The following is a 13,756-nucleotide window of genomic DNA, read 5'->3' on the forward strand; positions in this document are numbered from 1 at the left end:
CCTACCTTAAAAAAGATTCTAACTTTCTATAATTATCTCTAAGAAGCTTTAGGGTATTGACATCAGCTTCTTTGTTATAAGGAAAGCCTAGATTAGCTGCCTCTTGCATGCCAACTTTCCTAAATAAATTGCAAGCCTTAAATAGACAAGTATATATATCAACTAAGTCATTGGTATTAAAACTTAACTCCAAATCCTCCCTGTATTCCTTGCTAAGGCCGTTGATAAGATTAGAGCCATCCTTGCCCATATTCCTTAGACCATAAAATTTGTCTATTAGGTGGAAGTTTAACATCTTGATTAACTGTCTACGCAAATCTTCCATCTTAATTGAGGCAGCTATCGGATCTTTTTGGTTGATATAAAGGGAAACTTCCATGGCATTGGCGAAGAAATTATCTACGCATGACTTAAATTCATATTCTTTTGGAGTATCATGCTTAAAATCCTTGTTTGGGCTAAGATCAATTTCACCAGGCTTATTGTAGATAAACTCAATATCACTAGGTAATTTCTTTATAAAATCTTCTGCCAAATCCTTGGCTATGATTGACTCAGAAATCTTTACACCACAGGCCCTGTATAGCTCAAGTATTGTGTAATTCTGCTTGTTTTTATCAATTTCAAAGCTATTCTTGATCCTGTTAATAAGAATAATATCATCAAACAAAAATTTTAACTCTTCTTCAAGTTTGCCGATAATTATTTCATCTACAACTGTGTATAGGTCTATAAATTCGTCGTTTGTATTAGATTTTACATAGAAAATAGAGACTATGGAATCCTTATCATTACCATAATCTATAAATCTTTTTTTAATATCATCTCTCATCTATATTCCAGCTTTCTATAAAATTCTTTAATAGTCTTGCAGTTAGACCCCATATGATAGGCTTGGTATCATAAAAATAATAGTCCCTATGACCAGGCCAAAACTTGTAATTTCTTCCACCAGGTATTTTATCAAAAGGGAAGTCCTCGGGAAAATCCATCTTATAATTAGCCCTATATTTAGTAGGGGGATTTTCTTTCAAATAAAAAATATCTACTGCAAAAACAGATGCCACTTCCTCATTATACTTTATATCTTCAATATTTTTCTTAATTTTACCATAAAAACTTTTGACCTGCCTATAGGATGCATTTAAAGACATAGAAGAATATCCCATATACTCTATATCATCTATCTTTAAGTTAAGTTCCTCCATAGTCTCTCTTATGGCACAATTCTTAAAATCTTCGCCTTCCTCAAGCCTTCCACCAGGAAAAGAAACCTCCCCGGCTTGGGAAATTTTATCACTTCTTACTTCAAAAAGTATATGATCTGTACCCTTTACTTCTATTATAGGAATAAAGACTGCAAAGTTTTCTAGTTCATTATAAAATTCATCATCGACTAATAATTTTTTCATCCTAACTCCTATATAAAATAATATTAAATTAAGCTAGTAAAGTCAAATATATAATTATAATCTTTTTACTTGGGTATAAGTGTAAGGCAAGAAACAAATAGGAGGAAAAATGCTAAAAGAATTTAAAGAATTTATATCTCGTGGCAATGTAATTGACATGGCTATTGGTATAATCATGGGTTCTGCCTTTACAGCAATAGTTAAGAGCATGGTAGATGATATCTTGATGCCAATAATATCAGGTCTAACTGCTGGTATCAATTATGAGGATATAGTAGTAAATATTGGAGGAGCTAGCCTAAGGGTCGGTAACTTTATAAATGCTGTCATATCTTTTCTAATCATAGCCTTTGTTATGTTTGTAATAGTTAAGACCCTAAACTCAAGACATAAGGACGATAAAGAAGAAGAAACTGATAAAACTTGTCCTTACTGCCAATCCAAAATCCCACTTGAAGCTACAAGATGTCCACATTGCACATCAAAGCTAGACAATTACAAAAACATTAATGAATAAGCTAAAACGCTGCAGGATTCACATGCAGCGTTATTTTCATCTCTTCTTTTCTTTTATATAATCACAGGATGAACATCTGATTTCATCTGTCGATCTATTTTTCTTATGGATTAAGAGCGAACCACATTTTGGACATTTCTCTCCTGTTGGTGGGTCCCATAGGGCGAAGTCACATTTTGGATAGTTGTCGCAACCGTAAAATCTCTTTCCCCTCTTGCTAACTTTCTCTATTAGAGTTCCGTCCTTGCAGTTTGGGCACTTAACCCCAGTAGACTTGATGATGGATTTAGTAAAATCGCAAGCGGGAAAGCCAGTGCAACCTATAAACTTGCCATTTCTCCCATGTTTGATGGCTAGATTTTTGCCACACTTAGGGCATTTTTCATCGAGAACTTCATCCTTGACCTTATAGTCATTTTCATCTTTTTTTACACCACTCATGTCTTTTTCGAAGTCCTTGTAGAAGGCTTTGAGAGTTTCCTTCCAGAATCTTTCTCCTTCAGCTATATTATCTAGGGCATTTTCCATTTCTGCCGTAAATTCTACATTTATAATATCATCAAAGTTTTCTTGGAGGAAAGTATTTACAGTTTTACCCAAATCTGTTGGATAGATGCTCCTTCCTTCAAATTCAACATAGTTTCTTGATATTATTTGATTGATAGTTGCTGAATAGGTTGAAGGTCTGCCTATGCCGAATTCTTCAAGAGTTTTCACTAGAGAGGCTTCTGTGTACCTTGCTGGTGGATTGGTAAAGTGTTGGTCTTTATCTATTTTTTCTGCTCCAATAACATCTCCTTCTTTAAGCTCTGGAAGGATATTTTCATTTTCATTAGCAGAAGATAGTTTGTTGAAGCCTTCAAAGAGGGTAATCTTACCATTTGTCTTAAAGATAAGAGAATTATTATCAAAAAGGACTTGGGTTGACAGGTACTCGTAGTCAGTCATTTGGCTTGCTACAACTCTTTCCCAAATCATCTTGTAAAGCTTGTATTGTTGGTCAGTTAGGTATTGTTTTATCTCTAGGGGATTTCTCCTAATTGATGTAGGTCTTATGGCCTCGTGGGCATCTTGACTGCCTTTTTTTCTTCCTTCATAGGTATTGCCCCTTGAAGCATATTCTGGCCCATACTTTTCTTTTATATATGAGAGGGCTTCTCCTACAATCTCCTTGGATATCCTATTGGCATCGGTTCTCATGTAAGTGATTAGACCAACACTACCATCTCCTACGTCAATACCCTCAAAGAGTTGTTGGGCAAGCTGCATAGTAAATTTGGTGGAAAAACCAAGCCTATTTGAAGCGTCTTGTTGGAGGGTAGAAGTCGTGTAAGGCTTTTGAGGCTTTCTACTCTTCTTAGTCTTTGTGATTTTTACGACCTTAAAATTATCCTTATCAATTTTACTAAGAACCTTATCTGCCCCACTTTCCTTAGAAATCTTCACCTTTTTATTAATTTGACCATAAAATTCCGAATCAAATTTTAGCTTATCATGCTTATGATGGGCTATTATTGTCCAGTATTCCTCTGGAATAAAGTCATCAATTTCCTTTTGCCTATCAACTATTAGCTTTAGGGCTACTGATTGAACGCGACCTGCAGATAGGCCCGATTTGATTCTCTTCCACAAAATCGGACTTATCTCATAACCTACAATCCTATCCATTACACGTCTTGCTTGTTGGGCATCAACTAAGTTTTGATCAATTTCTCTCGGATTTTTTATAGCATTTTTTATATTTTCTTTGGTAATTTCGTGAAACTCAACCCTATTTTTCGCATGAGGATCAAGGCCTAAGAGAAATTGTAAATGCCAACTTATGGCTTCTCCTTCCCTATCCGGGTCTGTCGCAAGATAAACCTTCTCTGACTTGTCAGCTTCCTTTTTCAATTCATTAATAGTCTTTGCTCGTCCCCTAACCTTGATGTATTCTGGTTCAAAGTCATTTTCTATATCTACACCAAATTTGCTCTTAGGAAGATCTCTTAGGTGGCCAATGGTTGCCATTACCTTGTAGTTTCTTCCAAGCATCTTGGCAATAGATTTCGCCTTGGTTGGAGATTCCACTATTACTAAGTTCTTAGCCAAATACTCACTCCTTTATAGTAAATTCATTATTTCCAATATTTTCTATATAATCCTTTAGCTCTAGTGATGTCAGTAGGAAATTAACAAGGTCTATTCCCATTTCCAAATCATAAGCTATCTTATCACTACTAGCATTAGGATTGTTCTCAATGTATCTTACCACTAAAGCCTCATCCTTATCAAGTTTTGTATAATCAAGGCTTCTTTTTGTAAAATCCCTATCCAAAATAAAATCAAGCTCATCTATAATATCATCTGCATCAAGAACGAGCTTTGCTCCTTCTTGAATCATCTTATTGGTCCCCTTAGAATAAATGGAATTGATATTGCCAGGAAGGGCAAAAACTTCCCTACCCTGCTCTAGGGCACACCTTGTTGTTATCATAGTTCCAGACTTTTCTCTAGCCTCAATTACTACAGTCCCCAAGGAAATCCCTGATATAATCCTATTTCTTCTCGGAAAATTATAGGAAATAGGCTCAGTTCCTAGAGGAAATTCTGAAAGGATAAGACCACTTTCTTCTATCCTCCTATAGAGGTCCCTATTTTTTTTAGGGTAAATCTTATCAATCCCACAACCGATAACACCTATTGTTCTTTTTCCTACATCAAGGGTAGCCTTATGGCAAGTCGCATCAATCCCATAGGCAAGACCAGACACTGTAGTAATTCCCGAAAGGGCAATCTTTTCAGCCAACATCCTGCAAGCCCACTTGCCATAATCCGTACATTTTCTAGAACCAACAAAGGCTAAGGAATTTTTGTCAAGCTCTTGATTTAATTCTCCCTTGTAATACAAGATAGCCGGCCTATCTTCTATATAAATAAGGTTAGTAGGGTAAGCTTCATCTAGCATAGTCACATATTTATAATCATACTTATGAACCTTATCAAGATAAGCCCTAAAATCTTCTAAATTCTTTGCACTAAAGATTTTTTCCTTTTGTTGGTCTGTTAGACAATCATATTCTCTTAAATCCCTCTGAAAAAAATTCTCGAAATTTGTTTTTTCGTAAAGATTTAAGATAGTCATATTGTTAAGATATATGTAATTTAGATATAAAATAATTTCATTTTTTGTTAACTCAGAAGGCATTTTCAATATAATTAATCTCTCTACTTTCAACTACAACTTCCGCCACATCAAATCTCATCAAAAAATCCGTTAGCTTATTTTCTATTAGATAGGCCTGACTAGCTTTTATAATCTTGGCTTGTTTGCTTGGAGTAACAGCTTCGGATGGATTTTCGAAATTTCTATTTTTCCTAGTCTTTACCTCGACGAAGACTATAAAATCGTCAATTTTTGCAATAATATCAATCTCTCCGAAGGGTTTTCTATAATTTCTATCGAGAATTGTATAAGATTTTTCTCTTAGATAATCCTCTACCAAATTTTCTCCAAAATCTCCAAATTGTTTTTTATAAGTCATCAAAGCTCATCTGCCTTTCGTGAAACTTCCTTAGGAAGGTCTGTCTATGAATTGGAGTTTCTCCGTACTTTTCTAGGCCTTCATAGTGTTTCTTAGTTCCATAGCCCATATTAGTCTCAAAGCCGTAGCCTTTATAGATTTTAGAAAAGTTAATCATAATATCATCTCTTCTAATTTTAGCAAGAATTGAAGCACAGGATATAACGTATTCGTTGAGATCTCCCTTTACAATATTCATCTGAGGGAGGTCGGTATTTATCCTTTCTGCATCGATTAGGACGATTTCGGGGCGGATTTTAAGATTATTTAGGGCATCTTCCATAGCCTTGTGGGTGGCGTTTTTGATATTAAGCTTATCTATCAACAAAGAGTTGGCATAGCCATAAGCATAAGTTAGGCAATCGGCAAGGATTTTATCCTTTAGGACTAGCATCTTCTTACGAGTAAGCTTCTTTGAATCAGTAACCCCTTCTATCTTCGAATCCTTCTTCATAATAAGAGCACAAGTTACGACGGGACCTGCCAAGGGTCCCCTACCTACCTCATCAATTCCTGCTATAAGCTCATATTTTTCATGAACTTTTCTTTTTATATCATCATTGTAAGGAGAATATTTCATGGTCTTTCCAAACTAATCTTACCAAGCTTACCTGACCTAAAGTCGTTTAGGATAATATTGGCAGTTCTCGTATAATCAAAATCTCCACCAGCTATAATAGCTCCACGCTTTTTTGCTATAGCCTCATAAATTTCTAGGGCAGGGACCTCTAGTTCTATTCCATACCTATCCACAAGGGCTTCCGGCTTAATCTCCTTCATCTCCTCCAAAAATTTCAAGGTTAAATCTTCTATGTTTAAAACCTCATCTCTTATAGCGTTGGTAAAAGAAAGATGGAGGCCGATTTTTTCTTCAAACTTAGGCCACAAGATACCTGGAGTATCGAGTAGTTGGATATTTGACCCAGCCTTTATCCATTGCTTACTTTGAGTAATGCCAGGACGATTCCCTACCTTAGCTCCCTTTTTCTTAGATAGCTTGTTGATAAAGGTAGACTTACCAGAATTAGGAACACCTACTATCATCATCCTAATCAAAGGATTGTCGATATTTTTCTCTTCATTTTTCTTAAACTTATCCTTTAGGAGAATCTTTGCTTCCTTATATATCCTATCTACTGGGACATTTTCCTTAGAATTCATCAAGATAGCAGGAATCCCTTCTTCCTTAAACTTAGCTATCCATTTTTTATTCACTTCTGGATCTGATAGGTCTGATTTATTCATAATAATTATCCTTGGCTTATCAGCGATAATCTCATCTATCATGGGATTTCTAGATGAAATAGGAATCCTCGAATCAATTATCTCCAAAATCACATCCACTAGCTTTAAATTATCTATAATAATTTCCTTGGTCTTTTTCATATGACCAGGAAACCAGTTAATATTCATAGTCATTGTTTTATCTCCAATCTACTTTGCATTAGCAAAATTTATAACTATATATATTATACATAAATTATTTAAAAATACATCTACTACAGGCCTACCTTAAATTATAATGCCTTATAGTTACCAAAATCCAGATTGAATCTAAACCTATTATCAACTATAATAGAATATTTGAAATTGTAACTTCAAAGTATTAATTACCAGCTAATATCCTTTAGTAGGAATAATTTATAAATAAACAACTTTAAAAATGCTCAAACCTTTCTATAACGAGGTTTGAGCATTTTCTTTTTCTATATGGGCAAAGATTCAGCCTTTCTCTTCATCTTAATTACTTTGTCGAATTTATCTTGCTTGTCTTTACTCAAATTATGGGCAATCACTATAAGACTTCTCTCATCCTTTAACAGTATATCCAATATCCTATCAACGCTTGTTCTATCAAGCGCAGAAAAGGGCTCATCTAAAATAAGTATGTCGCTATCTTTATAAATAGCTCTTGCTATACTTATTTTCTGCATTTCTCCTCCACTTAAATTATCTCTATTTTCATTGACCATATTAGATTTATCGAAGTTTTTAATATTTAGTCCATCGATTATTCTATTATATTTCTCCTCCAAATAAACTTCATTGCCTATAATATTATTCCTTATAGTATCTTCTGTTAAAATATATCTTTGACCTAAAAATGATATCCTTTTATAATATGACTCTTTATCTATGTTTTTTTACGTTTATACCATTTATAAATATGTCCCCCACATGATTTCTGGAAAAATCTAGCATTGAAGAAATAAGTGTCGATTTACCAGATCCATTCTCCCCTACAATCAAGATTTTCTCTCCATAGTTAATTGAAAAACTAACACTAACACTTATAGGGTCAAGGTCATATTTACAAGCATAATCGTCCACTCTTATTTTATCTATTGTAGATATTTTAAAATCGCCCTTAAATGTATTAGACCCATTTATAATTTCAATCAGTTTTTCTCTAGTTTTCTTAGTCTTTGCAAACTTAGCATAAGTTCTAGAAAACGAATATATAGGAAGAGTTATAGAATCACAAGAAACAACAATTGCTAACAATTCAGAAATAGTGAGCTTACCATCAATTATCAAAACAACCCCTACAATATATAGGCCAACCTCGATTAAACTAGCAGATGTCTGATTAATAACTTCTACCATATCTTCAGACAAATTCAACCTAAAAAGTTCCTCATTAGCTTCTATCGATGCCTTCTTAAACTTATATCTGAACTTGTCCTCTAAATTATAAATCTTAATCTCTCTAATATTATCAATACTTTCATTTAATATTTTTATGATTTTTGAAAACTTGGTATTGTATGAATATTGCTTATCTGCTAAAGTATTCGCAAGTAATTTTTGAATTATAAAAGTTAGAGTAGAAATAACTATCAAATATATCAAAATCTTACCAGATAAGGAATATATAACTAGACTTGCACCCAAAAAAGACACTATAAAATACACAATTTGAGTCAATCCCTGGATATAATCATTCGAAATCTGATCTATATCATTTGTAAAAATACTAGTTAAATACGATTTATCAAAGTTTAATCCATGCCTATCCAGCAAGCTTTCATAGACTCCCTCATTCAAACATTGCTTACACTTGATCATAAACTTATCTAAGTACTTTTCAGAAAATAAATTAACCAAAAAGTACCCCAATAGATACAATAAGCCAGGTAATAACAAATATCCAATATTAACTCCAGTTTCTGATTTTGATAAATTGGTATAATAAATTATCAATTTAGAAAAAACTGGCCTACTCAAGGAGAATAATAACAAAAATATAAGGCTTTTGATAAACAATTTTTTATTTTTCTTAAAAAGATACACCAACATTACTACACACCTAAATATCTATAACATTTCGGATCACAATATTTATCATACTTATTATTAACAGTCTTTTTTTCGACAAAACATCCCCCATTACAAGAGTCTATTACTTCTTCTAAATTTTCTATTTTTCATATTTTCCTACTATTTTTATTATGAATATTCTCGATATAAGGATACAACAATATATTCGAATTTTCAAAGGCATATGTGCCTTTGAAAAAGTCATTAGTATTCTTTATTATATAAGGTAGACAGAGGTGATTTTATGAAAAAATTTAGATTTTTAACCCTAGTCTTAGTCTTGCTATTAACACAATTTTTGTATAATATCAATGAATCTTTAGCTGATGATGAAGATAATATCATTATGATTAAGTCTATTACATATAAATCTGATTATATTTGATTTTAAAAATTGACGTTTCTGGATAAATAAAATAGTCTAGCTCTTTCACTACTCTTACACTATATTAATCGTCCAATAATTATTAAAAAACTCAATTGAATTTTTTTCTCGTATCCCTGAAGTATGAAACATACTTCATGTATATCGGGCTAAATTTCCTAGGAAAGCTTTCTACTTTTAGGGCGATATTTATTTAGATTCTATTACTACTCTTTAGTTTATCCCAGTATGTTTTCTATTTTTTTATTCATTAGAACCTGTAAATCTTTATTTAAGATATTTTCCAATAAGACTTTTGCTACTGTTAATGGCTCTTCATAATTTTTATGAGCTATATAACAAGCAAGAAACTTTGAAAAATATAGGTATATTAAAGCATCTATCGATGAGTTTTCTCTTGAACATACTAGCCCTTCATTTGTTGTTTTAATAGCTTCTATATAATTTTTATTTACTATATTCCAATTAGCAAGGTTATTGTAAGTAGCTATTTTTACTATTTTATCTTTATCTTGATTTTTGCACTTTTCAAATATCTCCACCCTATCAATTCCCTTAAAATCTTGGGAAGTTGTTGCTATATTTAATAATATGCGAAGGTCTATGCCTTGAAGGTCAAGATTTTCGAAGTTTTTTCTTTTAATCTTACTTGAGGATAGGTCCTCGTAAATTTCACTTAAATCTTCGCTAGTTACCTCAAAGTTTAAATATCGTATAAATAAATCTAGGAGGTCTATCTCGTATTTCCTTGCTCTTAGCTCTCTACTATCTTTTATTAAGTCTATTTTTTCTAAAAGGTCTATTCTTATATCCTCTGTTAGAAACATTGCATTGATATCTAGTAAGTTCTTGATTTCTTCTAGTATGTAAAAACTTCCATAGATATATTTTTTGTATAGGGTTAAGATATCAATATTATATATTTTGGATAATTCAATTAGACTGTCTACGGATGGATTAAAAATTTCTCCTCTTTCAAGCCTACCTATTGTTCTTTGACTTATATCTGATATCTCTGCTACATCGGCCTGTCTTAGGCCTTTTACTTCTCTTATTTCTATTAATTTTTTGCCAAATTCTTTTCTTTCATCTGTCATCTTAGCCTCTATGTATATATGATTTAATAAAATAATATCATAAATCATGAAAATAACCAAAAAAAGACTTCTGCAAATATATTTTGCAAAAGTCCTTAATCTTAATAATTTGTTTTTTCTTTAACTTTAGCTGCCTTACCTTGACGGTCTCTAAGGTATTTAAGTTTAGCTCTTCTTACCTTACCACGTCTAACAACTCTTAGTTTTTCGATTTTTGGTGAGTGGTAAGCGAAAGTTCTTTCTACTCCTACTCCGTAGCTGATTCTTCTAACTGTGAAGGTTTTGTTTACTCCACCTTCTTTGATGTAGATTACAGTTCCTTCGAAGTCTTGAAGTCTTTCCTTATCTCCCTCTTTGATTCTGTAGCTTAGTCTTACTGTATCTCCTACTCTGAAATCGTAGTTTTCTTTACGTAGGTTTTCTTGTTCAATTTTTTTAATTAATTCCATCTTTGCTCTCCTCTCGTAAGAATTTTTCGTATAAATCTGGCCTAACTCTTTTTGTTTTCTCTATTGCACTTTTCCTATTCCAAGCGGCAATCTTCTTGTGATCTCCGCTAACTAATTCATTTGGCACGAAGTAGCCTCTGAAGTTTCTTGGTTTGGTGTATTCATCTTGTTGCAAGAGAGTATTGTAGTGGGAGTCTGTAGTTAAGGATTCTTTCTTTCCTACAACTCCATCTATGAATCTTGCCATTGAATCTATAAGTACCATGGCAGGTATTTCTCCACCTGTTAGGACATAGTCTCCTATAGATATTTCGTAGTCGACATAGTGGTTTGTGATTCTCGCATCAATTCCTTCGTAGTGACCACATATTATTATTAGATCTTTGATTTCTGCAAAGTCGATTGCTAATTTCTGATTTAATTTCTCGCCTGCTGCTGACATGAAGCAGACTTTTGATTGGGGTTTTTTTACAGACATCAAACAATCATAGATTACTTGTGGTTTGATAAGCATGCCGGCTGCCCCGCCGTAAACTGTATCGTCTACATGATTGTGCTTGTCATTACTAAAATCTCTTATGTCTACTAATTTTATTTCTAGTTTTTTATTTTCTATTGCTTTTCCTATTACTCCATAAGTCTTTAAGAACTCGAAGCTTTCTGGAAATAGGCTAAGTATGGTAACTCTATTCATAATCTCGTAGGTTATCTACTTCTATTTTCTTGTTTTCTATATCAACATTTTTTATAACAGATTTTAGGGCTGGTAATAAGATTTCTTTCTTGTCCATAGTTTCTATGACATAAACATCGTTTGGATAGACTCCGGTGATTACGTCTTTGACCCTACCCACTTTTTGCCCATTGGAGTAAGTGTCAAGTCCTATGAGTTTGTAGATGTAAAACTCATCTTCTTTTAATTCTCCCAAGTCTTCTTCTTCTATGGTTATGTCCTTGCCTACTAATTTTAGGGAGTCGTTTATATCATTGTACTGATCAAACTTTAGAACCATCATTCCTTTTTGATTGAAAGAATCTTCTATTGTTAGAAGCTCATCTCCTATATAAACTTTTGCTCCCTTTTTAAATCTCATTTCATTGTCGGAATAAGTCTTAACTTTGACATTTCCCCTAATGCCATGAGTTGTTATTACCTCTGCTACTGTTATTCTCATATTCTTATGTTGACCTTAACATCTTCCTTGATTGCACAAGATCGAGCTATGTTTCTTATGGAATTGATGATATTTCCACGAACTCCTATAACTCTACCCTTGTCGGATTCTGCTACATGGATAAGTATGTCTACTTCTCCGCCATTTCTATTTTCTTCGATAGAAACAGCTTCCTTATCTTCTACTAATTCTTTTACAATTAGTTCTACTAATTCTTTCATCTTATGCTAATACGTTATTGTCTTTGAATAGTTTTTCAACTATTGATGTTGGCTTTGCACCGTTTTTAATCCATTGTTTAGCTTTTTCGTTGTCAATTCTAAATTCTTTTGGATTAGAAATTGGATTGTATGTTCCGATTTCTTCGATGAACTTACCATCTCTTGGGCTTCTTGAATCTGCTACTACAACTCTGTAGAATGGTTTTTTCTTTTGTCCCATTCTCTTTAATCTAATTTTTACTGCCATTGTTTCCTCCTATTTGATTTAGGCTTAAAAGAAAGGCAACTTTGGTAATCTTCTGCCTCTTTTATTCATTTTCATGCCTGTCATTTTCTTCATCATTTTTTTCAGTTCTTTGAACTGTTTGAGCAATTTGTTAAGTTCTTTGACATCTACACCTGAGCCCTTGGCTATTCTATCTTTTCTGCTCTTGCCAATAATCTCAGGTTTTTCTTTTTCCTCTTTGGTCATAGAATTGATTAGAGCTTCGATTCTTACAAATCCTCGATCGTCAATGTCTACTCCCTTTAGCATCTTGGAGTTTACTCCAGGAATCATCGCAAGCAAATCTTCTAGGGGACCCATGTTCCTTATTTGTTGGATTTGCTCCATGAAGTCATCTAAGGTGTAAGTCTGCTCACGCATCTTACGCTCTAACTCCTTGGCATTTTCTAGGGAAAGTTGCTTTTCAGCTTTCTCTATCAAAGAAAGTACATCTCCCATACCTAGAATCCTATTTGCCATCCTATCTGGATGGAAAGGCTCTAGGTCTTCTAGTTTTTCTCCAACACCTATGAACTTGATAGGCTTACCTACAACTTGCCTGATTGATAGGGCTGCACCACCCCTGGCATCACCATCTAGCTTTGTTAGTATGACACCAGTTATATCTAGATAATCGTCAAAAGTCTTTGCAACATTAACCGCCTCTTGACCTGTCATAGCATCAACGACAAGAAGAATTTCATCTGGATTTACAGCTTCCTTTATATTTTTAAGCTCATCCATAAGGTCGGTGTCTATTTGTAAACGTCCAGCTGTATCGAGTATAACAACATCGTGCCTGTTAGCCCTAGCATAATCCTTGGCTTCTTTTGCAGTCTTAACTGGATCTTGCTTATCTTTCTCAAAAACCTCAACCCCTGCATTTTTACCTACTACCTTTAATTGTTCAATAGCAGCAGGCCTATAAATATCTAGGGCAGTAAGCATAGGATTTCTATTTTCCTTCTTTAGCTTTAAAGCAAGCTTTCCCGAATGGGTTGTCTTACCTGAACCTTGAAGACCTACCATCATTACCATGTGAGGTGTAGAACCCTTTAGGTCAAGCTTGGAATTTTCCTTACCCATTAGAGCAGTTAGCTCTTCGTTTACAATTTTTACTACCATCTGTCCTGGCGATAGGGAAGTCATAACATCTTGCCCAAGTGATCTTTCCTTGATTGTCTTCACAAAGTCCTTTACAACCTTGTAGTTGACATCTGCTTCTAGTAAAGAGAGCCTTATCTCTCTCATAGCGGCATCTATATCTTTTTCACTTAATTTTCCTTTTCCTGTAAGCTTTCCAAGAGTCTCCTGGAGTCTTTCCGAAAGGCCTTCAAATACCATAGCATCC

At 33.7% G+C, this 13,756-nt stretch carries 18 protein-coding genes; 2 read left to right on the top strand and 16 right to left on the bottom strand.

All coding sequences use genetic code 11. The features are described 5' to 3' along the window. Position 1: 1 nt before the first annotated feature. Both P6936_RS03460 and P6936_RS03465 read right to left on the bottom strand, forming a co-directional pair. A complete protein-coding gene (locus P6936_RS03460) occupies positions 2-832 on the bottom strand; it encodes an aminoglycoside 6-adenylyltransferase (RefSeq protein WP_004836446.1) in 831 nt (276 codons plus the stop codon). Further along, positions 822-1,412, bottom strand: coding sequence for an NUDIX hydrolase (locus tag P6936_RS03465; RefSeq protein ID WP_004836447.1), 591 nt, complete (start codon positions 1,410-1,412; stop codon positions 822-824). The genes P6936_RS03460 and P6936_RS03465 overlap by 11 nt, the downstream gene beginning before the upstream one ends. Before the next feature lie 109 nt (positions 1,413-1,521). On the opposite strand from P6936_RS03465, the gene mscL reads away from it, so the two are divergent. Then, a complete protein-coding gene (gene mscL / locus P6936_RS03470) occupies positions 1,522-1,929 on the top strand; it encodes a large conductance mechanosensitive channel protein MscL (protein WP_004836448.1) in 408 nt (135 codons plus the stop codon). Positions 1,930-1,965: 36 nt separating this feature from the next. Here the strand turns inward: mscL and topA are convergent, their stop codons facing one another. The 7 genes from topA to P6936_RS03505 all read right to left on the bottom strand — a co-directional run bounded on the left by topA (position 1,966) and on the right by P6936_RS03505 (position 8,792). Next, positions 1,966-4,020, bottom strand: a complete 2,055-nt coding sequence (gene topA, locus P6936_RS03475) for a type I DNA topoisomerase (RefSeq protein ID WP_276880862.1) — start codon at positions 4,018-4,020, stop codon at positions 1,966-1,968. A 4-nt stretch (positions 4,021-4,024) separates the two neighbouring features. Beyond that, positions 4,025-5,116: a DNA-processing protein DprA gene (gene dprA, locus P6936_RS03480; protein WP_276880885.1), complete on the bottom strand. Its 1,092-nt coding sequence runs from the start codon at positions 5,114-5,116 to the stop codon at positions 4,025-4,027. Next, on the bottom strand, positions 5,106-5,453 hold the full coding sequence (locus tag P6936_RS03485; protein ID WP_004836451.1) for a YraN family protein: 348 nt from the start codon (positions 5,451-5,453) through the stop codon (positions 5,106-5,108). The genes dprA and P6936_RS03485 overlap by 11 nt, the downstream gene beginning before the upstream one ends. Further along, positions 5,443-6,072, bottom strand: coding sequence for a ribonuclease HII (locus P6936_RS03490; RefSeq protein ID WP_004836452.1), 630 nt, complete (start codon positions 6,070-6,072; stop codon positions 5,443-5,445). The genes P6936_RS03485 and P6936_RS03490 overlap by 11 nt, the downstream gene beginning before the upstream one ends. After that, positions 6,069-6,905, bottom strand: a complete 837-nt coding sequence (ylqF, locus tag P6936_RS03495; RefSeq protein ID WP_276880886.1) for a ribosome biogenesis GTPase YlqF — start codon at positions 6,903-6,905, stop codon at positions 6,069-6,071. Before ylqF ends, P6936_RS03490 begins: the two co-directional genes overlap by 4 nt. Before the next feature lie 293 nt (positions 6,906-7,198). Beyond that, the gene (locus P6936_RS03500) at positions 7,199-7,630 is read right to left on the bottom strand and encodes an ATP-binding cassette domain-containing protein (RefSeq protein WP_082743074.1); all 432 of its coding nucleotides are present in this window, start codon (positions 7,628-7,630) and stop codon (positions 7,199-7,201) included. Further along, entirely contained in the window at positions 7,623-8,792 is a 1,170-nt protein-coding gene (locus tag P6936_RS03505) for an ABC transporter transmembrane domain-containing protein (protein WP_060929024.1), read from the bottom strand. Before P6936_RS03505 ends, P6936_RS03500 begins: the two co-directional genes overlap by 8 nt. A 265-nt stretch (positions 8,793-9,057) precedes the next feature. Between P6936_RS03505 and P6936_RS03510 the strand changes: the two genes are divergently transcribed. Next, complete coding sequence (locus P6936_RS03510; protein ID WP_276880863.1) at positions 9,058-9,198, top strand: hypothetical protein; 141 nt, start codon at positions 9,058-9,060, stop codon at positions 9,196-9,198. A gap of 218 nt (positions 9,199-9,416) precedes the next feature. On the opposite strand, the gene P6936_RS03515 is transcribed toward P6936_RS03510, so the two are convergent. The 7 genes from P6936_RS03515 to ffh form a co-directional block, all read right to left on the bottom strand. Further along, positions 9,417-10,295, bottom strand: coding sequence for a helix-turn-helix domain-containing protein (locus tag P6936_RS03515; RefSeq protein ID WP_276880864.1), 879 nt, complete (start codon positions 10,293-10,295; stop codon positions 9,417-9,419). Between the two features lie 101 nt (positions 10,296-10,396). Beyond that, positions 10,397-10,744, bottom strand: a complete 348-nt coding sequence (rplS, locus tag P6936_RS03520; protein ID WP_004836459.1) for a 50S ribosomal protein L19 — start codon at positions 10,742-10,744, stop codon at positions 10,397-10,399. Then, entirely contained in the window at positions 10,731-11,438 is a 708-nt protein-coding gene (gene trmD, locus P6936_RS03525; protein ID WP_276880865.1) for a tRNA (guanosine(37)-N1)-methyltransferase TrmD, read from the bottom strand. Before trmD ends, rplS begins: the two co-directional genes overlap by 14 nt. Beyond that, positions 11,431-11,919, bottom strand: coding sequence for a ribosome maturation factor RimM (gene rimM / locus P6936_RS03530; protein WP_004836461.1), 489 nt, complete (start codon positions 11,917-11,919; stop codon positions 11,431-11,433). The genes trmD and rimM overlap by 8 nt, the downstream gene beginning before the upstream one ends. Continuing rightward, complete coding sequence (locus P6936_RS03535; protein WP_004836462.1) at positions 11,916-12,140, bottom strand: KH domain-containing protein; 225 nt, start codon at positions 12,138-12,140, stop codon at positions 11,916-11,918. Before P6936_RS03535 ends, rimM begins: the two co-directional genes overlap by 4 nt. Before the next feature lies 1 nt (position 12,141). Then, the gene (gene rpsP / locus P6936_RS03540) at positions 12,142-12,387 is read right to left on the bottom strand and encodes a 30S ribosomal protein S16 (RefSeq protein WP_004836463.1); all 246 of its coding nucleotides are present in this window, start codon (positions 12,385-12,387) and stop codon (positions 12,142-12,144) included. A gap of 24 nt (positions 12,388-12,411) precedes the next feature. After that, complete coding sequence (ffh, locus tag P6936_RS03545; RefSeq protein ID WP_060929952.1) at positions 12,412-13,749, bottom strand: signal recognition particle protein; 1,338 nt, start codon at positions 13,747-13,749, stop codon at positions 12,412-12,414. Positions 13,750-13,756: the final 7 nt, after the last annotated feature.

This window comes from Anaerococcus tetradius (assembly GCF_947087635.1).
GTDB lineage: Bacteria > Bacillota > Clostridia > Tissierellales > Peptoniphilaceae > Anaerococcus > Anaerococcus tetradius.